This is a genomic window from Kitasatospora terrestris, assembly GCF_039542905.1.
GTDB classification, from domain to species: Bacteria; Actinomycetota; Actinomycetes; order Streptomycetales; family Streptomycetaceae; genus Kitasatospora; species Kitasatospora terrestris.
Genome location: NZ_BAABIS010000001.1, coordinates 436,896 through 460,332 on the forward strand (window position 1 = coordinate 436,896; position 23,437 = coordinate 460,332).

At 74.0% G+C, this 23,437-nt stretch carries 24 protein-coding genes and 1 pseudogene; 12 read left to right on the top strand and 13 right to left on the bottom strand.

Annotation, left to right across the window (positions count from 1 at the left end; translation table 11 throughout):
* Nucleotides 1–5: 5 nt before the first annotated feature.
* Entirely contained in the window at nt 6–491 is a 486-nt protein-coding gene (locus ABEB06_RS02135; RefSeq protein WP_345695036.1) for an ATP-binding protein, read from the bottom strand.
* Nucleotides 492–603: 112 nt separating this feature from the next.
* On the opposite strand from ABEB06_RS02135, the gene ABEB06_RS02140 reads away from it, so the two are divergent.
* Nucleotides 604–1,170 carry a TetR/AcrR family transcriptional regulator gene (locus ABEB06_RS02140; protein ID WP_345695037.1) on the top strand — a complete coding sequence of 189 codons (567 nt, stop codon included), beginning with the start codon at nt 604–606 and terminating at the stop codon, nt 1,168–1,170.
* 219 nt (nt 1,171–1,389) lie between these two features.
* Here ABEB06_RS02140 and ABEB06_RS02145 read toward each other — a convergent pair whose 3' ends face one another.
* Entirely contained in the window at nt 1,390–2,304 is a 915-nt protein-coding gene (locus ABEB06_RS02145; RefSeq protein WP_345695038.1) for a hypothetical protein, read from the bottom strand.
* A gap of 462 nt (nt 2,305–2,766) precedes the next feature.
* Here ABEB06_RS02145 and ABEB06_RS02150 point away from each other — a divergent pair, with 462 nt between their 5' ends.
* From ABEB06_RS02150 to ABEB06_RS02175, 6 genes are all read left to right on the top strand, one after another.
* Complete coding sequence (locus tag ABEB06_RS02150) at nt 2,767–3,672, top strand: alpha/beta hydrolase (protein ID WP_345695039.1); 906 nt, start codon at nt 2,767–2,769, stop codon at nt 3,670–3,672.
* A gap of 63 nt (nt 3,673–3,735) precedes the next feature.
* Nucleotides 3,736–4,965, top strand: coding sequence for a serine hydrolase domain-containing protein (locus ABEB06_RS02155; protein ID WP_345695040.1), 1,230 nt, complete (start codon nt 3,736–3,738; stop codon nt 4,963–4,965).
* 100 nt (nt 4,966–5,065) lie between these two features.
* Nucleotides 5,066–5,545, top strand: coding sequence for a flavin reductase family protein (locus ABEB06_RS02160; RefSeq protein ID WP_345695041.1), 480 nt, complete (start codon nt 5,066–5,068; stop codon nt 5,543–5,545).
* Between the two features lie 266 nt (nt 5,546–5,811).
* The gene (locus ABEB06_RS02165) at nt 5,812–6,234 is read left to right on the top strand and encodes an amidase family protein (protein ID WP_345695042.1); all 423 of its coding nucleotides are present in this window, start codon (nt 5,812–5,814) and stop codon (nt 6,232–6,234) included.
* 59 nt (nt 6,235–6,293) lie between these two features.
* Entirely contained in the window at nt 6,294–6,956 is a 663-nt protein-coding gene (locus tag ABEB06_RS02170) for a GNAT family N-acetyltransferase (RefSeq protein ID WP_345695043.1), read from the top strand.
* Between the two features lie 120 nt (nt 6,957–7,076).
* Nucleotides 7,077–7,991 carry a hypothetical protein gene (locus ABEB06_RS02175; protein WP_345695044.1) on the top strand — a complete coding sequence of 305 codons (915 nt, stop codon included), beginning with the start codon at nt 7,077–7,079 and terminating at the stop codon, nt 7,989–7,991.
* Between the two features lie 22 nt (nt 7,992–8,013).
* On the opposite strand, the gene ABEB06_RS02180 is transcribed toward ABEB06_RS02175, so the two are convergent.
* A complete protein-coding gene (locus ABEB06_RS02180) occupies nt 8,014–8,832 on the bottom strand; it encodes a class I SAM-dependent methyltransferase (protein ID WP_345695045.1) in 819 nt (272 codons plus the stop codon).
* 44 nt (nt 8,833–8,876) lie between these two features.
* Here ABEB06_RS02180 and ABEB06_RS02185 point away from each other — a divergent pair, with 44 nt between their 5' ends.
* Complete coding sequence (locus ABEB06_RS02185) at nt 8,877–9,287, top strand: hypothetical protein (protein WP_345695046.1); 411 nt, start codon at nt 8,877–8,879, stop codon at nt 9,285–9,287.
* A 14-nt stretch (nt 9,288–9,301) separates the two neighbouring features.
* On the opposite strand, the gene ABEB06_RS02190 is transcribed toward ABEB06_RS02185, so the two are convergent.
* The 3 genes from ABEB06_RS02190 to ABEB06_RS02200 all read right to left on the bottom strand — a co-directional run bounded on the left by ABEB06_RS02190 (nt 9,302) and on the right by ABEB06_RS02200 (nt 10,834).
* Nucleotides 9,302–10,042 (bottom strand): VOC family protein, encoded by a 741-nt coding sequence (locus ABEB06_RS02190; protein WP_345695047.1) that lies wholly within the window; start codon nt 10,040–10,042, stop codon nt 9,302–9,304.
* Nucleotides 10,043–10,084: 42 nt separating this feature from the next.
* Entirely contained in the window at nt 10,085–10,291 is a 207-nt protein-coding gene (locus ABEB06_RS02195; RefSeq protein WP_345695048.1) for a hypothetical protein, read from the bottom strand.
* A 93-nt stretch (nt 10,292–10,384) separates the two neighbouring features.
* Entirely contained in the window at nt 10,385–10,834 is a 450-nt protein-coding gene (locus ABEB06_RS02200; protein WP_345695049.1) for a DoxX family protein, read from the bottom strand.
* Nucleotides 10,835–10,917: 83 nt separating this feature from the next.
* Between ABEB06_RS02200 and ABEB06_RS02205 the strand changes: the two genes are divergently transcribed.
* Nucleotides 10,918–11,205, top strand: a complete 288-nt coding sequence (locus tag ABEB06_RS02205; protein ID WP_345695050.1) for a hypothetical protein — start codon at nt 10,918–10,920, stop codon at nt 11,203–11,205.
* 98 nt (nt 11,206–11,303) lie between these two features.
* Here ABEB06_RS02205 and ABEB06_RS02210 read toward each other — a convergent pair whose 3' ends face one another.
* Genes ABEB06_RS02210 through ABEB06_RS02220 form a run of 3 tightly spaced genes read right to left on the bottom strand, consistent with a single transcriptional unit; the run spans nt 11,304 to nt 13,981 of the window.
* Nucleotides 11,304–11,456: a hypothetical protein gene (locus ABEB06_RS02210; RefSeq protein ID WP_345695051.1), complete on the bottom strand. Its 153-nt coding sequence runs from the start codon at nt 11,454–11,456 to the stop codon at nt 11,304–11,306.
* Nucleotides 11,457–11,489: 33 nt separating this feature from the next.
* Nucleotides 11,490–13,286: an acyl-CoA dehydrogenase gene (locus tag ABEB06_RS02215; RefSeq protein ID WP_345695052.1), complete on the bottom strand. Its 1,797-nt coding sequence runs from the start codon at nt 13,284–13,286 to the stop codon at nt 11,490–11,492.
* Nucleotides 13,287–13,333: 47 nt separating this feature from the next.
* Nucleotides 13,334–13,981 (bottom strand): hypothetical protein, encoded by a 648-nt coding sequence (locus tag ABEB06_RS02220; RefSeq protein ID WP_345695053.1) that lies wholly within the window; start codon nt 13,979–13,981, stop codon nt 13,334–13,336.
* A gap of 172 nt (nt 13,982–14,153) precedes the next feature.
* On the opposite strand from ABEB06_RS02220, the gene ABEB06_RS02225 reads away from it, so the two are divergent.
* Nucleotides 14,154–15,863, top strand: a complete 1,710-nt coding sequence (locus ABEB06_RS02225; RefSeq protein WP_345695054.1) for a putative Ig domain-containing protein — start codon at nt 14,154–14,156, stop codon at nt 15,861–15,863.
* A 55-nt stretch (nt 15,864–15,918) separates the two neighbouring features.
* Here the strand turns inward: ABEB06_RS02225 and ABEB06_RS02230 are convergent, their stop codons facing one another.
* The gene (locus ABEB06_RS02230; RefSeq protein ID WP_345695055.1) at nt 15,919–18,087 is read right to left on the bottom strand and encodes a SpoIIE family protein phosphatase; all 2,169 of its coding nucleotides are present in this window, start codon (nt 18,085–18,087) and stop codon (nt 15,919–15,921) included.
* A gap of 80 nt (nt 18,088–18,167) precedes the next feature.
* Here ABEB06_RS02230 and ABEB06_RS02235 point away from each other — a divergent pair, with 80 nt between their 5' ends.
* On the top strand, nt 18,168–18,857 hold the full coding sequence (locus ABEB06_RS02235) for an HAD family hydrolase (RefSeq protein WP_345695056.1): 690 nt from the start codon (nt 18,168–18,170) through the stop codon (nt 18,855–18,857).
* Here the strand turns inward: ABEB06_RS02235 and ABEB06_RS02240 are convergent.
* Complete coding sequence (locus ABEB06_RS02240) at nt 18,823–20,307, bottom strand: condensation domain-containing protein (RefSeq protein WP_345695057.1); 1,485 nt, start codon at nt 20,305–20,307, stop codon at nt 18,823–18,825. The two genes, ABEB06_RS02235 and ABEB06_RS02240, sit on opposite strands and share 35 nt — an antisense overlap.
* Nucleotides 20,308–20,508: 201 nt before the next feature.
* A complete protein-coding gene (locus ABEB06_RS02245) occupies nt 20,509–20,784 on the bottom strand; it encodes a hypothetical protein (RefSeq protein ID WP_345695058.1) in 276 nt (91 codons plus the stop codon).
* A gap of 154 nt (nt 20,785–20,938) precedes the next feature.
* On the opposite strand from ABEB06_RS02245, the gene ABEB06_RS02250 reads away from it, so the two are divergent.
* Nucleotides 20,939–22,192, top strand: a complete 1,254-nt coding sequence (locus ABEB06_RS02250; protein ID WP_345695059.1) for a lytic transglycosylase domain-containing protein — start codon at nt 20,939–20,941, stop codon at nt 22,190–22,192.
* 19 nt (nt 22,193–22,211) lie between these two features.
* Here ABEB06_RS02250 and ABEB06_RS02255 read toward each other — a convergent pair.
* Nucleotides 22,212–23,215, bottom strand: a pseudogene (locus tag ABEB06_RS02255) (IS5 family transposase).
* Nucleotides 23,216–23,437 lie beyond the last annotated feature (222 nt).

Sequence of the window (23,437 nt, forward strand, 5' to 3'; positions counted from 1 at the left end):
TTGCATCACGCGCCGACCAGCGTCAACCCCCGGTCCGGCGAAGGAATCCGGCGCGCGGCCCCGGTCCGGACGAGGGCGAGCGCCCGGGTGGAGCCGTCCGACCCGCGACGCAGGACGAAGCGCTCGGACAGGACGGACACCATCGGCAGCCCGCGGCCCCGGAGCCCCTCGACGTCACCCCACGCCTCGACGCCACCCCGCGCGGCGGGTCCGGGGGCGGCGGGCAGCGGGCGACCGGACGAGCCGGTGTCGACCACCTCGACCTCCAGGCGGTCCGCGCGGTGGCACAGGCGGACGGCCATCTCCTCGCCGCCGTGCTCGGCCGCGTTGGCCAGCAGCTCGGCGAGGACGACCAGCGCGTCACCCGCCGGCACGCCCCACGCCGCCAGCAGCCCGGTGCAGCAGGCGCGCACGCGGTGCGCGTTCTCAAGGGTGGCCGGGAGGCAGAGGGCGGCGACTCGGCGGCTTTCGGTGCGCGGCAGGGCGTCCATCGGGATTCTCCTCAAGGAGCGAAATCCCCCCTCGACGAGACAACGTCGTGATATAACAATGTTTCATCACGCGGTGTTCTGCGTCAACCCCCCTCTGAGCTAGGTTTCCTCCATGCCGATCGACGTCGACGAAGTCCAGCGCCGCAAGGCAATCGCCCAGGCCACCCTCGCGGTCGCCGCCCGGGAGGGAGCGCGCGCGATCACCATCCGCGCGGTCGCCAAGGAACTCGGCGGCTCCACCGCCATGGTCACCAACTACGTGCCCACCCGGGCCGCCCTCATCCTCAACGCCGTCCGCGCGGCGGAGTCCCAGTGGCGCGAGGACCTGGAGGCCCACGTCGGCGACCGCACCGGCGCCGACCGGCTCCGCGCCACCGTGGAATGGCACCTCAGCACCGACCCCGAAGACCTGCTCCTGCGCTCTCTCTGGGTCGAGATGCTCTCCGCCGCCCACACCGACCCGGCCGGCGTCGACCGGCAGGAACCCCGCGAGTCCCGCCAGCAGTTCCTCGAAGCCTCGCTCACCGCCGGCGTCCCCGACGCCGCCCTCGCCGCCGACCTCCTCTCCCTGCTCACCCGCGGCTACTACATCTCCTCGATGGAGGAACCCGGCTACTGGACCCCCGAACGCGTCGCCCGCGTCGCCGAAACCGTCGTCGACGCCCTCACCACCTCCTGATGCTGCTGTCGAGCCACTGATGCGACCGGGGCTTCACCCCGGTGGCCCCGTCCGTCACGGATTGTCGTTCCGGTCTTGAGGAGTGCCGGTCGAACAGGAGTCTCGTTCGGGTGAGTGCGGCAGCCGCCGCGGGTGACTGCCCGGCAACCGGTTCGGGAACGCCGCCGGCCACGGGGCCGTGCGCGCCGCTACCCCGCGGACATGTCCGAGGGAGGCGGTCTAGCGCAGCCAGGGGTGCGCTTCTGCGCGCTCCTGGTAGACCCGCTCCAGGGTCTCGATCTGCTCCCAGAGCATCGTCAGCGCATCGGCGTGCTCCCACTCCCGGGTGCGGGGGGCGATGGTGCGGTCGCCGGCGAGCAGTTGCCGTACGACGGCGACGATGTCCTCGGGGTGGGCGAACAGCGGCAGCGGCAGCGGCTCGTGATACTCCCAGCCCGCCCCGGACCAGATGTCCAGTGGGCCGTGGACCCATCCCTTCCGGTCGTTCCAGTCCAGTTCCACGCCGTGCTCGCACTGCCACCACGTGGCGGGAGCGGCGCCGACCGGCGGACGGCCGTCGGCGGGCGGGTCCGGGTCGCGGGCCGCGAAGGGGAAGTACAGGCCCTGCTGCGCCTCCTCGATCGGGTCGACCTGTGCCTCGGTCAGCGCCGCGTGGACGGCGCGGCCGTACTGCACCAGCACGTACCGTCCGGCCTCGCGCAGCTCGGTGGCCAGAGAGTCGCCGAGCGGAACGGGCAGCAACGCCGGCCAGCGGGGAGCGCCGCCTGTGGCGGGCGGCGCGTGGGGGTCCGGTTCGAGGCCGTACCCCAGGGCCAGCAGCCCTCGGCGGAGTGCCAGCCGTGCCTGCCGGTCGTCTTCTGCCGCGGCGTCCGCCAATGGCCGCAGGTCGTCCTGCGGATGCTCGGGGTCGAGGGTGTCCAGGTAGAGATCGAGTACGACCTCGTCCGGCAGCCGCGCCCCCGACCGCCAGCCCCGTACCTCCGACTCCAACCGGCCGAGCTGGGGCTCCAGCACCTCCACCAGACCGTCGGGAATCCCGGCGATCAACATCCGCAACGACCCGGTCCGCTTCCCGTAGTACGCCTCGACCGCAGCCCGCACGGCTTCGACCTCGGCCGACCGCTGCTTCGTCATGGCCTCGGACCTCTCAACGGGAAGAAACGGCAACGCCCGCCATGGTGCTCTGCAGCCGTCTGGCACTGCACCCCGTTTCCCACCCGGCCGGGCTCGCGCTCCGGCAGCCAGTCCGTGGCCGTCCGGCCGGCCGGCCGGCGCCAGGTGGAACCAGTCGATGAAGCCCAGGTCGGTGTCGTACCGGTCCGCCCAACCACGGCGGAACGCCGAGACCGTCCAGGACCCGTCCTCCCGGGGGACGAGGAAGAGTTGATCGCCTTCCATCGTGTTCCCCCAGACCAGGCCCCCGCCCGAAGACGGCAGCACGACGTGGGGAACCATCTCGGACGCCTCCGGCTTCCGGCCGTGCGCCGGTCGGCGCCCTGCACCGGTCGCTCCGTGCGCCGGTCGGCGCGTGATCGGCGCCGGAGCCGCGACGGACGGCGGATGACCTCCCCGGGCGTGCTCGGGAGGATGGTCGCCATGGACCCCGAGCTCGAAGCGTTCGTCCCGTTCTTCCCCCGCACCGACCTCTCCGACCCGGCCGCCGCGCGCGCCGGCCTGGCCGCCCTGGCCGCCGCCGTCCCCGCACCCGACACCGCGGACCTGGACGTCGAGGACCGCACGGTCCCCGCCGACCCGGACGTCCCGGTGCGGATCTACCGCCCGCGGCACGCCGACGGCGGGGCGGTCGTCTGGTTGCACGGCGGCGGCTTCGTCATGGGCGACCTGGACACCGAACACCCCTGGGCGGCCAGGATCGCCGCCGCGTCCAACGCGGTGGTGATCTCCGTCGGCTACCGCCTCGCCCCCGAGCACCCCTTCCCCGCCGCGTTCGACGACGCCTGGGCGGTCCTCACCTGGGCCGCCGGGCACGCCGACCGGCTCGGCCTCGACCCGGAGCGGATCGCGGTCGGCGGCCACAGCGCCGGCGGCGGGATCGCCGCCGCGCTCGCGCTGCGCGCCCGTGACCGGGGCGGGCCGGCGATCCGCTTCCAGCTGCTCAACCAACCCGGCCTGGATGACCGTCAGGAGAGCTGGTCGCAGCGGCGGTTCACCGACACCCCGTGGTTCGACCGTGGCAAGGCCGCCACGGCGTGGCGCCACTACCTCGGCGGGCGGCCCGCCGGCCCGTACGCCGCACCGGCCCGCGCCGCCGACCTCACCGGTCTGCCGCCCGCGTACATCGCCACCGCCGAGCTCGACCCGAACCGCGACGAGGACATCGACTACGCGCTGCGCCTGTTGCGGGCCGGCGTCCCGGTCGAACTGCACCACTGGCCCGGCACCTTCCACGGCTCGCAGGCCATCCTCTCCGCCGCCGTCTCGCAGCGGCAGAACGCCGAGCTCGCCGCGGCCCTCCGCCGCGCGCTGGCCCACCCGTACTGACCGAGCACCTCGTACTGACCGAGCACCTCGTACTGATCACCTCGACCCGAGAGGACACCCGACATGAGGATCCGACTGGCGGTGTGCGCCGGCGCCGCCGCGCTGAGCATCGGCGCGGGCACGGCGGCCGCCGTCCCGGCACCGAACGGCCTGCGCCCGGAGCACACAGGCGAGGCGGGTGCCGCCGCCACCCCGGGGCTCGACCCGGCGCGGCTCCAGTCCGCCCTGGACGAGTTGCACCGCGCCGGCATGCCCGGCGTCTTCGCCGAGGTGCGCGACGCCGGGCGGACCTGGCGCGGCGCGTCCGGGGTCGCCGACCTCGCGACCGGCCGGCCGATCCGCCCCGACATGCGCCAGCGCGTCGGCAGCGTCACCAAGACCTTCACCGCCGTCGCCGTGATGCACCTCGTCGAGCAGGGACGGCTGCGGCTCGACGAGCCGATCGGCGACCACCTGCCGCAGCTGGTGCCCGGCGAGCGCGGACGCGCGGTCACCGTCCGGATGCTGCTCGACCACACCAGCGGCCTCGCCGACTACCTGTACGCCGCCTTCCCGTCGCTGGCCGACGGGTCCGCCGCCAGTCTGGAGGACAACCGCTACCGGCAGTTCGACCCCGACGAGCTGATCGCCATGGGCGTAGCCGCGCCGCCGGTCGGCGAGCCCGGCGGGGCGACCGGCGTCTACTCCAACACCAACTACCTGCTGCTCGGCCGGCTGATCGAGCAGGTCACCGGCACACCCGCCGAGGAGTACATCACCCGCACGGTCGTCGAACCCGCCGGCCTGCGGCACACCGGGTTCCCGACCGGCCCGCGCATCGACGGCCCGCACCCGCGGATGTACGAGGCGCTGTACGGCCTCCTCGACCCGCCGCGCGACTTCAGCGTCTACGACATGTCCTGGGTGGGCCCGGCCGCCGCCCTGGTCTCCACGCCCGAGGACCTCAACCGCTTCTTCGCCGCGCTCCTCGCCGGACGGATCGTCGGCCCGGAGTCGCTCGCGCAGATGCAGGTGACCCACCCGGTCCGCGCCTTCGACGGCTCGACCGTCGAGTACGGCCTCGGCCTGCACAAGGTCACCGTGCCCGGCTGCGGCACCTTCTGGGGCCACGACGGCAGCGCCTGGGGCGCCGGGACCGTCTCCCTCACCCGCGCCGACGGCGCGCGGCAGATGACCGTCGCGATCAACCTGATGCGCTGGGGCCGGGCGGACACCACCGGCACCCCCGGGACCCACCCGATCGACACCGCCCTGGAGGCCGTCCACCACCTCGCCCTCTGCGGCCGTCCGTAGAGCCCGCACGGGCCGGTCGGCGCCACGTGTGGGGCGACCGGACCGGGGCATCCGCCCGGGAGGTGTCCGGCGTGCCGAACGGTGGAGGAGGACGGCGGCAGTGGACGGGTTCGAGCGTTTCCTCGGTCTCCTGGACTATCCGGTGTACGTGGTCACGGCCGCGTCCGACGGTGAGCGGGCGGGCTGCCTGGTCGGCTTCGCCGGGCAGACCTCGATCGACCCGGCCCGGTTCATGGTGTGGATATCCAAAGCGAACCACACCCACCGGGTCGCCCTGCGCTCCCCCGTCCTGGCGGTCCACCTGCTGCCCACGGACCGGCGGCTCGCCGAGCTGTTCGGCGCTCTGACCGGCGACGAGGTCGACAAATTCGCGGCCGTCCGCTGGGAGCCGGGCCCGCACGGCGTCCCGCTGCTCGACGACGTCCCGGCCCGCTTCACCGGACGGGTCCTCGACCGGGTCGACGGGGGCGACCACACCGGCTTCCTCCTCTCCCCCCTGTCCGCCCACGTCCCCGACCCCGCCGCCGCGTCGCTGACGCTGAAGGGGGCCTCCGACATCGAGGCGGGGCATCCGGCCTGACGCCGCCCCGCCGACCCGCCCGCCCCGCCGGCCGCCCGACGGGCGGCCGGGGGCTCGACCGGGCGGGTGCCGTCCGTCCCCGGGGCGCCTTCCGGGGGTCGGACGGCGTCCGCCGCCTCATCCACACCATGGCCACCGGTCCCACCCCGTAGGACGGGCAGGACGTCGGCCCGGCCCACCGATCGCCGCCGGCACGGTCCGGGAGCCGACGTCCGTGCTCCCGCGCACCCGCGCACCCACCGGGACGTCCGTGCTCCCGCGCATCCGTGCTCCCGCGCACCCGCCGGGCCGGTGGGAGACGGCCGCACCGTCACCGGCGGCGACTACCTGCTCGCCGTCACCACCCTGCAGTCCTTCGCCCGCACCGTGGCCCGATTCCTCACCGGTACGACACCTGGCTCACCCCCACCCTCGCCCAACCGCCCCTGCCGCTCGGCGAGATGACCTCCACCGAGGACGACCCGTGGCGCACCGCCCGCGCCGGCGCCCCCTTCGTCGCCTTCCCCGCCGTCGTCGCCAACCTCACCGGCGCCCCCGCCATGTCCGTCCCGCTCCACTGGTCACCGGCCGGCCTGCCCGTCGGCGTCCACGTCCTCGGCCGGCCCGGCGGCGAGGCCGCCCTCTTCCGACTCGCCGCCCAACTCGAAGCCGCCCGACCGTGGTTCGGGCGGACACCCACCCTCTCGTAGCGTTCCCCTCCCCCGTTAAACCGGATGCGGCCGACCCCGCGGCTGGCTAATGTCCCGGCGTGGCCCACACCTATCCCCCGCTGAACGTCGAGATCCGCACGCCGCGCCTCACCCTCGCCGGCGCCACCGACGACCTGCTGGAACGCCTCGTCCCGCACGTCCGCGCCGGGATCGCCGACACCCCGCCGTGGCCCCTCGACGACCCGAGCTCCTTCTACGCCGACAGCCCCGAACGCGAATGGCGCTGGCAGCGCTCCGTCTGGGCCGGCCGGTCCCGCGTCAGCCCCGAGGCGTGGCGCCTCTACTTCGCCGTCCTCGTCGACGGCGAACCCGTCGGCATGCAGGACCTCATCGGCCGGGACTTCCACCGCTTCGGCACCGTCTCCAGCTTCTCCTGGCTCGCCACCGGCCACCGCGGCCGCGGCCTCGGCAAGGAGATGCGGGCAGCCGTCCTCCACCTCGCCTTCGCCGGCCTCGGCGCCCGCGAAGCCGGCAGCGACGCCTTCGTCGACAACGCCGCCTCCAACCACATCTCCCGCAGCCTCGGCTACGAACCCAACGGCACCGACTGGGACACCCGCCGCGGCGAGCCCGCCCGCATCCAGCAGTGGCGCCTCACCCGCGACACCTGGGAGCGGACCCGCCGCGACGACATCCACCTCACCGGCGTCGAAGCGTGCCTCCCCGTCCTCGGCCTCGGACCGGAGCCCGCCACATCATGACCCACCACCCAGGCCCCAGCCCCGAGGCCTTCCGTCCGGGATGGCCGCGCCGCGGCCCCTGCCGGTAGTGTGACCCCCTTCGGGCGCTGTCGGTGCCCGGAGTCCCGAAGGTGGATGCTGATGGCACTCGGTGAGCTGCCCGTCGCGTGGAGCTTGCCCGCCGCGGATGCCCGTGCCGGTTGGCGGGCGTTGTGGTGGAGCGTCGGACCGGGCAACGAACTCGCGGTGATGCTGGTCCAGAAGAGGAACCTGAGCCGCTCCCGGCACACCAGGGGTTGGGTCGGATGGAGCGTGGCCGCTCCGTGCGACGGTGTCCTGGTCGTGGTGTCGGGCGGAGTCGAGCACCGGACCGCGGTGACCGGCATCTTCCCGCACACCACCCACCTGGTCCTGCTCCCGCAGTCACGGTTCCTGCTGGTTCAAGGCCGCACGCATCGGGACGACACCGGAGGGTGGGAGCGGAACGCGCTTCTGTACACGGCCGGGGGACACCCCGTGAGCAGCTTGTGCGTCGGTGACGACATCGACTACGCCCTGTCCGACCGCGACGGGGGCATCTGGACCTCGTACGGCGACGAGGGCATTTACGGCGACCACCCGGAGAGTGCTCCCGGCCTGGCCCGTTGGGACACCGACGGCACCCACACCTGGAGCCCTCGCGGCCGGCTGCCCGTGTGGCCCCTCGGCGGAAACGCGGGCGCCACCGAGGAGTCCACGGCCTGGCTCGCCTGGTACAGCCACAAGGGCCCCTTCGTGTCACGGGTCGACACCGCCGGCGACGTCACCACCTACCGCAACCCCTTGTGGGGCACCGACGGCATCGCCGTCCGCGGCACCGGGATGCTCCTCACCCGCCGCGAGCACGGCCGCTCCCGTGTCGAGTTGAGCCGCGCGGAGTTCCTCGACGACGCCTGGGTGATCACCGGCCAGGAGAAGCTGACCGTCCCCGGACCCGTGGTGCTGTACTGCGCGCAGGGCCGCGACGGTGTCCTCTGGCTGCGCGCCGGGGACACCTGGATCCGGTTCGAAGTCTGAGTGCCGGACACCGCGTCGTGGGCTACTCCCGGGCCTGCCCGCGGCGGCCGCGTACCGCCCAGGCGCGTGCGGTGAAGGCGATCGAGCCGTCCGGGCGGCGGGGGACGGCGGCGGCGAGGGCGTCGCGGACGCGGTCGCGGTCGGCCGGGGCGAGCGAGGCGACGTAGGCGGGGGCCGGGCCCTGGCCGGCCAGGAACGGGGTCCAGAGGTCGTCGAAGTCCGCGAAGACGGTGGGGACGTCGACGGCCGTCGTCGACACCTCGACGAGCCCCGCGTCCTCCCACCGAGCGCGCAGCGCCTCCGGCCGGCACAGCGGGAAGCGGCGCCCCTCGTCGAGGTCCGCCGCGGCCGGGAGGACGCTCGCCGCGGCGCCCCAGAAGGAGCGCAGCAGGCCCATCCCCTCGGCGTAGTCCCACACGTACGACGCCACCGTGCCGCCCGGCCGGACGGCGTCGGCCATCGCGGCGACGGCCACCCCCGGTTCGGGGAGGAAGTTCAGCATCAGCGCGCTGACCGCCACGTCGCAGGTGCCGCGACCGACCGGCAGTGCCATCGCGTCCGCCACGACGAACCCTGACGCCGTCCGCTCGGCCGCCGCCCGGACGAACGCCTCCGAGCGGTCGGCCCCCACCACCCACCGGGGCTCGCACCGCTCCGCCACCACCGCCGACAGCACGCCCGTACCGCAGCCCACGTCCAGCCACCGCAGTCCGGCACCGCACCCGAGCCACCCGACGAACCGCCCCGCGACCTCCCTGCTCCACCGCCCCATGTACCGGTCGTACGCGGCGCCGGCCGCCCACACGTCGTACTTCTCGCGCTCCACACGGCCACTGTTCACCACCGACCGCTCCGGGCCGACCCGCGACACACCCGGGAGCCGGCGTGGTGGATGATCAGGACGTGCTGGTGCGTACCGAACTGATGCCGCAGAGCCCGTCGGAGCCGATGACCGTAAGGGTCCACACCCCCGTCGGCAGCGCCGTCGCCGTGTGGCGCGGCGAGCCGCACGAGGCGGTCGGCCGGCACCACATCGAGTGGACCGTCGACGAGGACGTCCACTGGGGCGTCAACACCCGGCGGGCGGCCGTCGCCGAACCGGGGCTGCGCGAGGAGTCCGGCCGGGTCGTCCTGCGAGGGCGTCTCCGGCTCGCCGGGGACGGCATGCCGGCGGTCCTCGAGATGGGGGAGTCGCAGCTGCCCTTCGACATCGGCTCGCCCCCACCGGACGACGGCATCTGGGTGGAGATCACCGTCGACGCGCACAAGGTCGAGCTGTACCCCTACCTGCTCTGACCGGGACGACGCACTCAGTGCAGCGCGAGGACGCAGAACTCGTGGCCCTCCGGGTCGGTCAGGCACGTCCACGGGACCTCGCCCTGGCCGAGGTCGAGGTCGGTGGCGCCGAGGGCGCGGAGCCGGGCGACCTCGGTCTCCTTGTCGTCGCCCGGGTGGGGCAGCAGGTCGAGGTGGACGCGGTCGGGCACGGTCTTCACGTCCGGGGTGCGGATGAACTCGAGGTACGGGCCGACGGCCTTCACGGAGCGCAGCGTGGCGTGGTCGTCGGCGACCTCGTGGACGGTCCAGTCGATCGCCTCGCCCCAGAAGCGGGCCATGGCGCGCGGGTCGGCGCAGTCGACGACGATCGCGGCGACCGGGCCGGTGTCGCGGTAGACCTCCCGGGGTTCCAGGACGCAGAACTCGTTGCCCTCGGGGTCGGCGAGGACCGTCCACGGCACGTCGCCCTGGCCGATGTCGACGGGTGCGGCGCCGTGGGCGCGCAGGCGTTCGACGAGTTCCTCCTGGTGGGCGGCGGAGGTGGTGGCGAGGTCGAGGTGCAGCCGGTTCTTCGTCGCGGTCTTGGGTTGCGGGACGGGGACGACGTCGATGCCGACGTGCACCGGGTCGGGCCAGAGCAGGCCGCCGGCCGGGCCGACGTAGCTGGTCACGCCGGGGAAGTAGGCGGTCCAGCCGAGTGCCTCCGCCCAGAACCTGCCCACGGCGGGGGCGTCGAGGGCCTTGATGTTCACCTGGACGGGTCGCAGCGCCATGCCGGCGATCCTACGCACCCGTCCGGCCGCGAGCGGGTGGGCTCAGCTGTCGCCGCCGCCGCTGTCGCCCGCCTTGGTGATGCCCCGCCGCCGGTTGCCCTTCTCTAGCTGGCGCAGTGCCTCTCCCAGCGCGACGGTGACGGCGGCGACGGTCCGTACCCAGCGTGGCCCGCCGCGGTCGGCCCAGATCACGCACACGCATCCGCCGGCCACCAGCGCCAGCACACCGACCAGCACCGCACCCAGCATGTTCCCTCCTCGGGGACCACGGCCTCCTCGAACACCGTCAATGTCCCACACGCCGGGCGTCCCCCCGCCTCGGGGCGGTTCGGCCACGCCGGGTCAGTGGTGCGCGGGCGACGGGATCCGGCGGGCGAGGCGCCAGGTCAGGGACGGGCCGGAGCCGGTGTCGGCGGTGGTCATGAGCAGGCCGCCGAGCATGGAGAGGTTCTTCAGGAAGTGGATGCGCTGCTGGGCCCGTTCGTCCGCGTCCTCCGTCTCCCAGAAGCGGTGTCCGGCCCAGGTGACCGGTAGGAGGGTGCAGGCGAGGGCCGCGGCGCTGAGCCGCTGGAAGCGTCCGAGCGCGAGCAGCGATCCGGCGACGACCTGGACGGCGCCGTTCAGGCGGATCGCGGTCGGTACGTCGCGCGGCACGGCGGGCACGTCGGCGAGCTCTTCGACCACCGGTTCGGCGGCCGGCGCGAGGCGCTCGGGGTTCATGATGGCGTGCGCTCCCCCGGAGAGGAACATCGACGCGAGCAGGGGGCGGGCAACGGTTCTGATGAGCGACATGCCCCGCGTCTTTCCTTCCGGGGACGAACCAACCGTCGGGCGGGCAGGTTGCGCGGGCGGGCGGCGCCGGGTCTGATGACACCGTGGAATTCGACGGAACCGAGCACGAGCCGAACCCGTGGACCCTGCCCGCGGTCGCGATCGGCGGCGGGCTGCTGATCGCGGGTCTGGTCTGGAGCCGGCTGGTCCTCGCGCCGGCACTGCCGTGCGCGTTCCTGGGCATCGCCTTCGCCGTGGCGGGTCTGCGGCGCGCCCGCCGCACCGGGGGCGGCCGGCTGGGCGCGTGGGCCGGCCTGGTGCTGTGCTCGGCCGCCGCGGTGGCGGGGACGATGGCGCTGGCCGCGCTGGCCGAGGGCTACGACGGCCTGTGACGCCGGACCGCATCTGCCTCGGGGCACGGCTGCCGGGAGTGGCCCGACGGTTCCTCAGTCTCCGTCGGGCCGGGCGGGGCTCACGCCCGTGTCCCCGCTCAGACCGTGGCCGGCGCGGCCTCGGTCGGCTTGATCAGCGCGACCACTGACGAGCCCGCGGCCGGGCCGGGCTCGGCGCAGGCGTCGGCGCAGGCGTCGGCGCAGGCGGTGATCGCGGCGGTCGGTTCGCCGCCGGTCACGGCGATCTCCACGGCGCCCATCGCCTCACCGGTGGCGGCGTCGGCTCAGAAGGCGTCGTCGGGCATTTCCAGGGCCGTCCGGTCCAGGCTCTCCAGGAGCTGGAACTGGGCCTCGGTCCGGGGCAGTTCGTGGCGGTAGAAGAACCGGCAGGCGTGCCGCTTGCCGTCGTGGAAGGCGCTGGTGGAGCCCTCGGCGGCGAGGAGCTGCTCCAGCCACAGCCAGGCGACGACGGTGTGGCCGACGGCCTCCAGGTAGGCGGTGGCGTTGGCCAGGGCCGTCTCCGGGTCGCCGGTCGCCCACAGCCGGCCGGTGACGGTGACGATCCGCTGGAGGTTCGCGTCCAGGCGCGCCGCGTACTCGGCGGCGTCCCCGCCGACGGCCTTCGCCCGGTCGACGGTCGCCGAGGCGGTCTCCACCAGCAGGCGCAGGCCCGCGCCGCCGTCCATCACGGCCTTCCGCCCGAGCAGGTCCAGCCCGTGGATCCCGTGCGTGCCCTCGTGGATGGGGTTGAGCCGGTTGTCGCGGTAGAACTGCTCGACGTTGTACTCCCGGGTGTAGCCGTAGCCGCCGTGCACCTGGATGGCGAGGCTGTTGGCCTCCAGGCACCACTGCGAGGGCCAGCTCTTGGCGATCGGGGTGAGGACGTCCAGCAGCAGGTGGGCGCGCGCCCGGTCCTCGGGCGTGGCGGCGGTGCGCTCCTCGTCGAGGAGCCGGCCGCAGTACAGCACCAGCGCCAACGCGCCTTCCGCGTAGACCTTCTGGGCCAGCAGCATCCGGCGCACGTCGGCGTGGGCGATGATCGGCACCTGCGGGCTCGCGGCGTCCTTGGCGCCGACCGGGCGGCCCTGCGGCCGGGTGCGGGCGTACTCCAGCGCGTGCAGGTAGCCGGTGTACCCGAGTGCGGTGGCGCCGAGCCCGACGCCGATCCGGGCCTCGTTCATCATGTGGAACATGTACGCCAGGCCGCGGTGCTCCTCGCCGACCAGGTGGCCGACCGCGCCCGGCTCCCCGCCCGGCCGGTGGACGCCCTCGCCGAAGTTGAGCAGCGTGTTGGTGGTCCCGCGGAAGCCCATCTTGTGGTTGAGCCCGGCCAGGACGACGTCGTTGCGTTCGCCGAGCGCGCCGTCCGCGCCGACCAGCACCTTGGGCACGACGAACAGCGACAGGCCCTTCACCCCGGGCGGCCCGCCGGGGATCCGGGCCAGCACCAGGTGGACGATGTTCTCGGACAGCTCGTGCTCGCCGCCGGAGATCCACATCTTGTTGCCGAACAGCCGGTACGTGCCGTCGGCCCGCGGCTCGGCCCGGGTGCGGATGTCGGCGAGCGAGGACCCGGCCTGCGGCTCCGACAGGCACATGGTGCCGAAGAACCGGCCGTCCACCATCGGCCGGACGTAGGTGTCGATCTGCTCGGGGCTGCCGTGCGCCAGCAGCAGGTTGGCGTTGCCCGCGGTGAGGAACGGGTAGGCGGCCGTGCCCGGGTTGGCCGCCTGGAACCAGGCGAAGCAGGCGTTCGCCACCACGGCCGGCAGCTGGGCGCCGCCGACCTCGTGGTCCATGGCGCTGCCGAGCAGGCCGGTGGAGGCGAAGACGGCCAGCGCCTGCTTCACCTCCGGGATCATGTGGACCCGCTCGCCGTCGAAGCTCGGCTCCTCGGCGTCGTTCCGCTTGTTGTGCGGGGCGAAGTGCCGCTCGGCGACCTGCTCGCTGAGCTCGAGCGCGGCGTCGAAGGTCTCCCGCGAGTGGTCGGCGTACCGCGGCCGCGCCGTGAGCGACTGGACGTCCAGCCATTCGTACAGCAGGAAGTCCAGGTCGCGGCGGGAGAGCAGCAGGGAGGTCATGGGGCGCACCCTTCCGATTGACTAAGCGCTTGCTTAGAGTACGCCGGTTACGCGGGTTCCAACAGGACGGCCGGCAGCACACCCCCGACGACGGCCTCCTTCGGCAGCGAGAGCCCGAAGAACGCCTCGACGACGCCCAGTGCCGCGCGGTGCACCTCCCGCTCCTCCCGCTCCGGGTCCGGCAGCCCGGCGTCGGCGAGCAGCGCCTCCAGCCGGGCGGCCGTGGCGGGGTCGCCCTCGACGCCCTCGTAGCCCCAGGACGAGTCCAGGTGGAGGTTGAAGGAGACCACCGGGCGCCCGTCGTGGAAGTACGCGAACTGCGGCGGGACGAGCTTGCCGTTCTCCTCCTCGTACTCCAGCAGGAAGACGTGCGCGCCGTCGTCCGACACCGGGCCGGGCGGGGCGAACTCGCCCTGCCAGCCGCCGTGGGCGACGGCGTACACCAACTCCCCACTGCGGCCGACGCGCAGGCCGATCCCGTCGAGGGAGTAGCCGTAGGCGTCGTCCATGTGCGCGAGCAGGGAGTCTCCGGTGTGCTCGCCGATCGCGACGACGTCGTGCGGCCCGGGGTAGGTGAGCGTCGCCGCGAGCCGGGCGGTGAGCTCGTCGGCGGTCAGGCCGCGGGCGAGCACCACGCGGTACCCGCCGAAGGCGATGGACTGGGGTTCGGCGAGCCAGGTCGTTCCATCCGTCATGGCAGCCCATCCTGGCCGGTCCCACTGACATCTCCGCAGGGGGTTCTCCGCGAAACGTCGAGTCAACATGTTCCGTTCAAGCTCCGATTACCCGACCATGGCACCGTGTGGCCGCGCCTACGCGCGTAGCGCGCTCCCTCTGTTACCCCTCTGGCACGAGGAGTGTTGACACGTGATCAGATCCACGACCGCCGCCCGTCCCCTGGCCCTCGCCGCCGCCGCGCTGGTGGTGCTCGCCGGCGCGAGCGCCGTCCCGCACCGCGCCGCCGCGGCGGAGAGCCCGACCGCCGTGGCCGCCGCGACCCCCAAGCGGATCCTGTTCGACAACAGCAAGGGCGAGACCGCGGGCAACGCCGACTGGATCATCTCCACCAGCCAGCCCGACCCGCTCGGCCAGAACGCCAGCCCCGGCACCGAGACCTCCTGGACCGGCGCGATCTCCGCCTGGGGCGTCGCCCTCCAGAAGACCGGCCAGTACAGCCTGAAGACCCTCCCCTCGGGGTCGACGATCACGTACGGCACCGGCGGCGCGCTCGACCTCGCCAACTTCGACGAGTTCGTGCTGCCCGAGCCGAACATCCGGCTCAGCGACGCCGAGAAGACCGCGGTCATGAAGTTCGTGCAGAACGGCGGCGGCCTGTTCCTGGTCTCCGACCACACCGTCAGCGACCGCAACAACGACGGCTGGGACTCCCCCGCCGTCATCAACGACCTGATGACCACCAACGGCGTCGACAACACCGACCCGTTCGGCTTCTCCGTCGACCTGCTGAACATCGCCAACGAGAACCCGCGCGCCATCGCCGACACCACCGACCCGGTGCTCAACGGCTCCTTCGGCAAGGTCACCGGCTCGATCATCCGCAACGGCACCACCTTCACCCTCAAGCCCGCCGACAACCCGGCGGTCAAGGGCCTGGTCTACCGCAGCGGGTACAGCGGCAACACCGGCGCGTTCTTCGCCACCTCCGCCTTCGGCAGCGGGCGCGTCGCCGTCTGGGGCGACAGCTCCCCGATCGACGACGGCACCGGCCAGTCCGGCAACACCCTCTACGACGGCTGGAACGACCCGGCGGGCACCGACGCCGCGCTCGCCCTCAACGCCACCGCCTGGCTCGCCCAGGGCACCGGCTCCCCCACCGGCACCGTCACCCTCGCCGACCCGGGCTCGCGCACCGCCACCGTCGGCACCGCCACCAGCCTCCAGCTCTCCGCCACCGACACCGCCGGCGGCACCCTCTCCTACAGCGCCACCGGCCTGCCCGCCGGGCTGAGCGTCAACGCCTCCACCGGCCTGATCAGCGGCACGCCCACCACCGCCGGCACCTCCACGGTCACCGCCAGGGCCACCGACTCCACCGGCCCGTCCGCCACCGCCGCCTTCAGCTGGACGGTCAACCCCACCGGCGGCGGCTGCGCCCCGGCCCAGCTGATCGCCAACCCGGGCTTCGAGACCGGCTCCACCTCGTCCTGGACCGAGACCAACAGCGGCGGCGCCTCCACCGTCAACAGCAGCTCCAGCGAGCCGCCGCACTCCGGCACCTACGACGCCTGGCTCGACGGCTACGGCACCACCAACACCGACACCCTCGCCCAGACGGTGACCCTGCCGACCGGCTGCAGCACCTACACCTTCAGCTTCTGGCTCCACATCGACAGCGCGTCGTCCACGACGACCGTCTTCGACAAGCTGACGGTCACCGCCAACGGCACCACCCTCGCCACCTACTCCAACGTCAACGCCGCCGCCGGCTACCAGCAGCGGACCTTCGACCTCTCCGGCTACGCCGGCCGGAGCGTCACCCTGAAGTTCACCGGCGCCGAGGACTACACCAAGCAGACCTCGTTCGTCCTCGACGACGTCAACGTCAACGTCTCCTGACACCGGTCCACCGCTCCACCGGTCTCCCGTCCCCGGGGCGGGAGACCGCCGCGTCTCAGGGGCGGGTGCGCAGCAGCAGGACGGCGATGTCGTCGCTGCGCGGGAAGTCGTCGGGCCAGGCCCGGAGGAGGATGTCCACGAGCGGGTCGAGCCGCCCGTCCTGCGACTCGCCGGGGTCGCTGAGCAGCGCGGCGCACTTGGCGAGCTGCTGGTCGAGGTCGATGCCGGGCGCCTCGACGAGTCCGTCCGTGTAGAGCCCGATCAGGGTGTCGGGCGGCAGGTCGAGCTCGGTCAGCGGGTACTCGGGGTCGGGCACGGTGCCCAGCAGCGGGCCGGGGGCGACCTCGGCGACGGTGCAGGGGCCGCCGGGCGGCCGGAGCAGCGGGGGCAGGTGGCCGGCGCTGGCGAGCAGCGCGCGGTGGCGGACCAGGTCGAGCCGCAGGTACAGGCAGCTGGCGAGCAGGTCGGTGCGGAGGTCGTCGAGGAGGCGGCTGGTGCGGGCGAGGACCTGGTCGGGCGGGGCTCCGGCGCTGGTGTGGGCGCGGATCGCGGTGCGGACCTGGCCCATCATGGCGGCCGCGGCGACGTTGTGGCCCTCCACGTCGCCGATGACGGCGATGACAGTGTCGTCGTCGATCCGGATCAGGTCGTAGAAGTCGCCGCCGATGTCCATGCCGCGGGTGGCGGGCAGGTAGCGGGCGGCCGCTTCGAGCCGGGGGTGCCGGTCGAGGGCCCTGGGCAGGAGCGCGTCCTGCAGTCCGTGGGCGAGCCGCTGCTGTTCGTCGTAGAGGCGGGCCCGGTCGAGTGCCTGGGCGATGAGTCCGGAGAGCGAGGTGAAGACGGCGCGTTCGCCGGCTTCGAAGGTCCGCGCGCGGTCGTAGGCGAAGACGCAGCACCCGGTCGGATCGTGGTGGGTGACCAGCGGGAGGACGGCCCAGGTGGGTTTGCCGGTGAGTTCGGCGAGCCGCGGGTGGTAGCGGTCGGCCTCGGCGGCCGAGCCGAGGAACACGGCCCGGCCGGTGGTGGCGGCCTTGGCGGCGGCGCCGAACACGGTGTCGAGAACGGTGTCGAGCACGGCGCCGTCCGGCGGCTCGGCGGCCGTGGCCGGGAACCCGGCGTGTCCGATCAGGAGCAGCCGGCCGTCGCGGATCTTGTACAGGGCCGCGGCCCGGGCGTCGAGGACGGGTGCGACCTGCTCGGTGACCACTTCGGCGACGTCGAGGACGGTCGCGGCCTCGGTCAGCGCCGCGGCGACGTGCACCACCTGGTAGAGGTGGGCCGCGCTCCGGGGCGTCCCGGCGGACCCGCGGTCGGCCCGCATCCGCACCGCGGCGGGCCCGGTGTCGGCGTCGCTCAGCAGCACGGTGATCCCGCTGCTGCCGGGGTAGAGGCGGAACAGCAGGGGCTGGTCCGGCGGCCGGACGACGGTGAACGACACCGGCTGGCGGCTGACCAGGGCGGCCCGGTAGCCGTCCTCGCAGACCGGGTTGTCCAGCCAGGGGACGGAGTGCCACGGGAGCGTCCCGAGCAGGTCGGCCTCGGTGCTGCCGAGCAGTTCGGCGGCCCGCGGGCTGAGGTAGCCGAAGCGGCCCTGCAGGTCGAGTCCGCAGGCGCCGACCGGCAGCCGCTCCAGGACGTCGGCGGCGGCGAGGGCGCGCTGCGACGGGTCCTGGACGGCGCTGCCGGCCGCCAGGACGCGGGGCTCGCGGGGCGGCAGCGGCAGGCGCTTGCGCGCCTCGCTGTCGATCAGGCGGGCCAGCCGGTGCGCGCCGGCCGAGATGTTCCGGCGTTCGCGGGCGTTGGTGACCGGTGGGTGCGTGGGGGGCCACATCAGCAGCAGGACGCCCCAGCGGTGGGCCCCGGTGATCGGGAGCGCTCCGAGGGCGAACGGGTACGGCAGGGCGGCCGCGACCCGCGGGTAGGCGTGCGCCATCTCCTCCTGGCTGCCGACCCACACGAAGCGCTGCTCGCGGTAGGCGTCCGTACCGGGCAGCGGGGCGGGGACGGCGCCGCTGAGCCACGGGCTCATCAGGTCGAGCGGGAGGCCGCTCAGCAGCGCCAGCCGCAGCATGCCCGGGTCGGCGTCGCGCAGGTAGACGGCCCCGGCGATCGCCCCGACCTGGCGCATGCACTCCTGGAACGGGGCGTCCAGGTACGCCACCGCGTCCGCGTCCCTGCCCGCGTCCGGCGCCGGTCCGTGCGCCCGCGTGGCGACACCGCCCATACCAGGGACACTAGGCTTCCGCCCGTCCGGCCGCACCCCGGGCCGGAGGGGCGCCGCGGCGGCCTCCTACCATGATCCGAATGACGGAACCCACGGAACCCACCGGCTCCATCGACCTGGTCGTCCTCGACTGCGACGGCGTCCTGCTGGACAGCGAGCGGCTCGCCGTCCGGGTGGACGCGGTCGTCCTGGCCGCGCTGGGCTGGGAGTTGAGCACCGAGGAGATCGTCGAGCGGTTCGTCGGCCGCTCGCACGCCTCGATGGTCGCCCAGATCGAGTCCCACCTCGGCCGGAGCCTGCCGGCGGGCTGGGAGGCCGAGTTCCAGCCGCTGTACGACGAGGCGTTCGCCACCGGGCTGGTGCCCGTGGACGGGGTGGAGGCCGCCCTCGACGCGATCGACCTGCCCACCTGCGTCGCCTCCAGCAGCAGCCACGAGCGGCTGCGCGCCACCCTCACCCGGACCGGCCTGCACCACCGCTTCGCCGGACGGATCTTCAGCGCGAGCGAGGTCGCGAACGGCAAGCCCGCCCCGGACCTCTTCCTGCACGCGGCGGCCGCGCTCGGCGTCGATCCGGCCCGGTGCGTCGTCGTCGAGGACAGCAAGTACGGCGTCGCCGCCGCCCGCGCCGCCGGGATGCGGGCCTTCGGCTACGCCGGTGGCCTGACCCCGGCGGACTGGCTGGCGGGGCCGGACACCGTGGTCTTCGAGTCCATGGCCGAGCTGCCCGGCCTGATCAGCGAAGCCGCCCGCCGACCGGCGGGCCGCTGACCTCCGCGTCGGCGTCCGCGCGGGGCCCCGGCAGGCCGAGGGCGCGGTCGGTGCCGGTGCCCGCGACGGCGAGGACGGTGGCGCGCAGCCGCTCGCCGAGGTCCGCCATGGTCGCGCGGGCCTGCGGGGTGTCCACGTAGATCGAGTCCATGTGCAGGCCGTCCAGGTCGCGGTGGAACCAGGCGCAGGTGCCGTTGGTGCGGGCCGACCAGACGTGCGTGGTGGGCCGCCAGCGGTCGTGCCGCTCGGCGCCCGGACACTTGCGCATGTCGATGTAGGAGAAGAAGTTGACCGCGTAGGGCCAGGAGTTCGCGGCGAACTCCTCCGGTGCGAGGAGCTCCCAGGCGCGGACGAACGGCACCTCCTGATGCCTGATCATCTCGGTGAAGGCGGCCCGCACCCCGGTCAGCACCTGGGCGAAGTCCCGGCCGGCGGAGGCGTCGAACTCGATCGGCAGGGTGTTGACGAACCAGCCCATCGAGTTCGCCCAGGGCCCGTGGCCGCGCTCGCTGACCGGCATCAGCCCCCGGTAGGTGCCCGGCCCGCCCGCCTCGCGCAGGCCGATCGCGGTGGCCGCGAGCACCCCCATGAACGGCCGGCCGCCCGCCGCCACGCACTGCTTCTCGAACAGCTCGGCCTCCTCCGCGTCCAGCAGGGTGCACGCCTCGCCGACGGTCGGGTACATCCGGCCCGGGAGCACCCCCAGGTCGAGCGGGAAGCGCGGGAAGAACCCGCCGTTGCGGGCCGTGAACGACTTCCAGTACCCGAGCCGGTCGTCGTCCGCGTCGATCGACAGGTAGCGGCGGCGCTGCTCGGCGGCGAAGTCGAAGTAGCTGGGCGCGGGCGGCAGGTCGGGCTCCTCGCCGCGCAGCGCCGCCTCGTACGAGGTCTGCAGCTCGTTGACCACGATCGGCATCGACATGCCGTCGCAGACGATGTGGTCGAAGGCGAGGAAGACCGTCGCGCAGTCCGCGCGCAGCACCGCGCCGCAGAGGAACAGCGGCCAGGAGAGGGTGTCGATGCGCGCGCGGAACCAGTCGGCGAGCATCGTACCCGGCGGGGTGCCGTCGCCGCCGCCGGCGAGCTCGTGCAGCTCCAGGGCGAGGTCCTCGACCGGGCCCGGGCGGCCGGAGAGCTCGCCGTCCAGGCGCTGGAAGGCGCTGCGCAGCACCTCGTGGCGGCCGATGAAGTCCAGCAGCACGCGGGCCATCACCGGCTCGTCCAGGGCGCCCTCCACCTCGAACGTGACCGCGATCCAGGAGGCGGGGCGGTCGGCGCCGGGGCGGGTGCACTCGGCCGCGGTGTAGTGCTTGTCCTGGTTGAAGGACGCCTTCCGCGACGGCGGCTCCTGCGCCGTCGCGTCCGGCCCGGGGACCGCGGTGGAGCGCAGCCTCCACTCCACGACCCGCCCGGGGGCCAGCCGGTACACGTCCAACGGGAACTGCCGCATGCTCGTCATCCCTTCCGCCCTGCAGGGGGCCGACCCCCGGGTGCCCTAACGAGGACCGGTACCGGGAGATGCCGTACCGGTGGCCGGCGGGTGGACGAGGTGGACCGTTGGAGTGATCACCGTGCCGTCGGACGACGACGGGCGTTCGACACCGGTCCGGATGTTCGGCCCTGGGGGCCGGCCGGTCGTCGGGGCCGGGTGTCAGCGCGTCAGGCCTTCGCGCCAGCGTCGGGCGGCCTCGGGCGCGTGCGGGGCCGTTTCGACGAGGTGCAGGAGGCGCCAGGCCACGCCGAAGCACTCGTCGTGGCCGAAGCAGGCCGCCAGGGCGTGGGCCTCCTCGTCGGTGACAGGGCGTTCGACGAGTTCCAGGAGGTCGGCCGCGCGGTCGACGCGGACCTCCAGGGCCTCGTCGGGCTCGTCGTCCTCGGAGGGGAGCGTGCCCAGGGCGATGAAGTCGGCGACCTCCGGACGGATCACGACGCGGCCTTCCTGCCGGCGGGGTGGGGCCCAGGTTTCGGCCTCGTCGCAGGCTAGCGCGCCCCTGTGACGATCGGTCGGCGCACCGGGAACCTGAGGGGCCGTCCGTTCGTCCAAGGACTGGTCACAAGATCCACGGAGAGGAGCCCGAACGGTGCGGCGAATAGCGACACGGCTGGTGCAGGCGGCCGGGGCGATGGTGGCCCTGGCCGCCGTGACGGCGCCGGCGGCGCCTCGCGCGGCGCTCGCGGCGGACGTCGCGGCCCCGGCCGCGTACGCGGCGAGCAGTGCCGCGCCGACCGCGCTGCCGGTCGACGGGACGCCGCTCGACGGCGGTGGCACGCGGCAGCTCCCGCAGCCGCCCGCGGCCCCGGCCCCGGCGGCCGGGCCCGGGGCGTCGGCACCCGCCGTTCCGGGGGCCGACGGGGCGCGGCTGCCGTCCACGGTCTTCGACGCGTACCGCCGGGCGGAGGCCTCGCTCGCCGCCTCCTCCCCCGGCTGCCACCTGCCGTGGCAGCTGCTCGCCGGGATCGGCCAGGTGGAGTCCGGGCACGCGGACGGCGGGCGGGTGGACGGCAACGGCACCACCTGGACGCCGATCCTCGGGCCGGTGCTGGACGGGAACGGCTTCGCCGCGATCCGCGACACCGACGGCGGCCGGTACGACGGCAGCGCGGCGTGGGACCGGGCCGTCGGCCCGATGCAGTTCATCCCCTCCACGTGGGCGGTCTGGGGTGCGGACGGCAACGGCGACGGCGCGAGCGACCCGAACAACGTGTGGGACGCCTCGCTCGCCGCCGGCCGCTACCTCTGCGCGGGCGGGCGGGACCTGGCCGACCCGGCGCAGCTCGACCGCGCGGTCCTCGGCTACAACCACTCGACGGAGTACCTGCGGACGGTCCGGGCCTGGATGGTGCACTTCCAGGCGGGCGCGTCCGTCGTCGCGGACGCGCTGCCCCGCCCGGCTACCGCCTCGCCCACGCCGACGCCCTCGCCCACCGCTGCGGCGCCCACGCCGACGCCCTCACCCGGCCCGACCACCGGCACCGGCACCGGCTCGACGCCCCTGCCGTCGGCGACCCCGAGCCCCTCCGCGTCCACCGGCGCCTCGCCGTCACCGTCACCGACTCCGTCGCCCTCGCCGAGCGGCTCGCCCACCGCCTGCCCGTCGCCGTCGGCGTCGCCCTCGGCGTCCCCGTCCCCGTCGGCTGCACCGAGCGCCACGGCGTCGCCGTCCGCGTCCGCGACGACCACGCCGACGGCGACGCCCGGGCACCTGGCCGCGAACCCGTCCGCGCCACCCGCACCGGGCTGCCCCTCCCCCTCCCCGACCCCGAGCACCGCGGCCACGGCCACGGCCACGGCCACCGCGTCCCCGACGGCTTCGCCGACCCCGCAGCCGCGCTAGGGAGCGTATTTGGTCGTGATCAATGGGTGGTCTTGGTGAGGTCCTTGATCCAGATCATCGCGCCGCGAAGCTGGAGGCCGGCGAGGTAGCTCTCGGGTGTCTTGTCGAACCGGGTGGCGATCCCCCGCCAGGCCTTCAGCCTGTTGATCAGGCGCTCGACGGTGTTCCGCTCTCTGTAGAGCTCGGCGTCGTGGCTGACGGGACGACCGCCTTTGCTGCCCTTCTTCCTCCGGTTGGCGGCCTGGTCCTTCTTCTCCGGGATGACCGCTTTGATGTGGCGTTTGCGCAGGTAGGCGCGGTTTCTGCGGGACGAGTAGGCCTTGTCCCCGGCGACCGCGTCGGGCCGGGTGCGGGGGCGGCCGACCGGCCCGCGGACCCGGACCTTCTTCAGCACGGGGATGAACTGCGGGCTGTCGGCGGCCTGCCCCTCGGTCAGAACGAACACCAGCGGGCGGCACCTGCGCTCGCCGGCGATGTGGACCTTGCTGGTCTGACCGCCCCTGGAGCGCCCGAGCAGGGCAGCCTTCAGGCGGAGCTTGCGTCTGCGTCGGACACGCCGCCGCTCGTCCCGCTCCGGGTCGTCCGTGGCGCCCTGCCCGTCTTGTCCTTCCGGGCCGCCCCCTTTTGCCGGGCCTTCTCCGCCTCCTCGGCGGCCTTCTCCAGGTCGGCGAGCGTGTCGGGGTCGAGGTGCATCCCCGCGGCGTCGTGGTGGGCCCGGACGGTGGTGGAGTCCACGCTGACCAGCGACAGGTCCACCTCACCCCGCTTCACGGCCTCCGCGATCGCACCTTCCAGCAGGGCCTCGAACACCCCGGCGTCCCTCCACTGCCGGAAGCGGTTGTGGACCGTCGACCAGGCGCCGAACTCGCTCGGCACCTCCCGCCACTGGCCGCCCGTCCGAAACCGCCAGATCACGCCCTCGAACTGCCGACGCAGCCGCTCGGGGTACGGGCCGTACTCGCCGATCGGCAGGTACGGCTCGATGAACTCCCACTCGGCATCAGTCAGTTGCACTCGCGTCACACAACACGATCTACCGGACCAGGGCCCACCGCGAGGGCGAAACCCGCAAATTGATCACAACCAGATACGCGCCCTAGGGCTTTCCGGTCGGTGTGGTCCGACGGACGAGGCGTGGCCCGGCCGCGGCCGTTGCCGTCGGTGAGCAGCGGCCCGCGCGGACGCGGACGACGTCGGGTCCTCGCCGGCCCGGTCCGTGCTCGCAGGACCGGGCCGGGTGACGGA

Bases quoted from the DNA above. Each gene is read 5' to 3' on its own strand.
- ABEB06_RS02235 (WP_345695056.1), top strand. From the start codon at position 18,168: ATGACGGAACCCACGGAACCCACCGGCTCCATCGACCTGGTCGTCCTC.
- ABEB06_RS02190 (WP_345695047.1), bottom strand. From the start codon at position 10,042: ATGGCGCTGCGACCCGTCCAGGTGAACATCAAGGCCCTCGACGCCCCC.
- ABEB06_RS02200 (WP_345695049.1), bottom strand. From the start codon at position 10,834: ATGTCGCTCATCAGAACCGTTGCCCGCCCCCTGCTCGCGTCGATGTTC.
- ABEB06_RS02215 (WP_345695052.1), bottom strand. From the start codon at position 13,286: ATGACCTCCCTGCTGCTCTCCCGCCGCGACCTGGACTTCCTGCTGTAC.
- ABEB06_RS02175 (WP_345695044.1), top strand. From the start codon at position 7,077: ATGGCACTCGGTGAGCTGCCCGTCGCGTGGAGCTTGCCCGCCGCGGAT.
- ABEB06_RS02195 (WP_345695048.1), bottom strand. From the start codon at position 10,291: ATGCTGGGTGCGGTGCTGGTCGGTGTGCTGGCGCTGGTGGCCGGCGGA.
- ABEB06_RS02230 (WP_345695055.1), bottom strand. From the start codon at position 18,087: ATGGGCGGTGTCGCCACGCGGGCGCACGGACCGGCGCCGGACGCGGGC.
- ABEB06_RS02135 (WP_345695036.1), bottom strand. From the start codon at position 491: ATGGACGCCCTGCCGCGCACCGAAAGCCGCCGAGTCGCCGCCCTCTGC.
- ABEB06_RS02220 (WP_345695053.1), bottom strand. From the start codon at position 13,981: ATGACGGATGGAACGACCTGGCTCGCCGAACCCCAGTCCATCGCCTTC.
- ABEB06_RS02150 (WP_345695039.1), top strand. From the start codon at position 2,767: ATGGACCCCGAGCTCGAAGCGTTCGTCCCGTTCTTCCCCCGCACCGAC.
- ABEB06_RS02240 (WP_345695057.1), bottom strand. From the start codon at position 20,307: ATGCGGCAGTTCCCGTTGGACGTGTACCGGCTGGCCCCCGGGCGGGTC.
- ABEB06_RS02145 (WP_345695038.1), bottom strand. From the start codon at position 2,304: ATGACGAAGCAGCGGTCGGCCGAGGTCGAAGCCGTGCGGGCTGCGGTC.
- ABEB06_RS02140 (WP_345695037.1), top strand. From the start codon at position 604: ATGCCGATCGACGTCGACGAAGTCCAGCGCCGCAAGGCAATCGCCCAG.
- ABEB06_RS02155 (WP_345695040.1), top strand. From the start codon at position 3,736: ATGAGGATCCGACTGGCGGTGTGCGCCGGCGCCGCCGCGCTGAGCATC.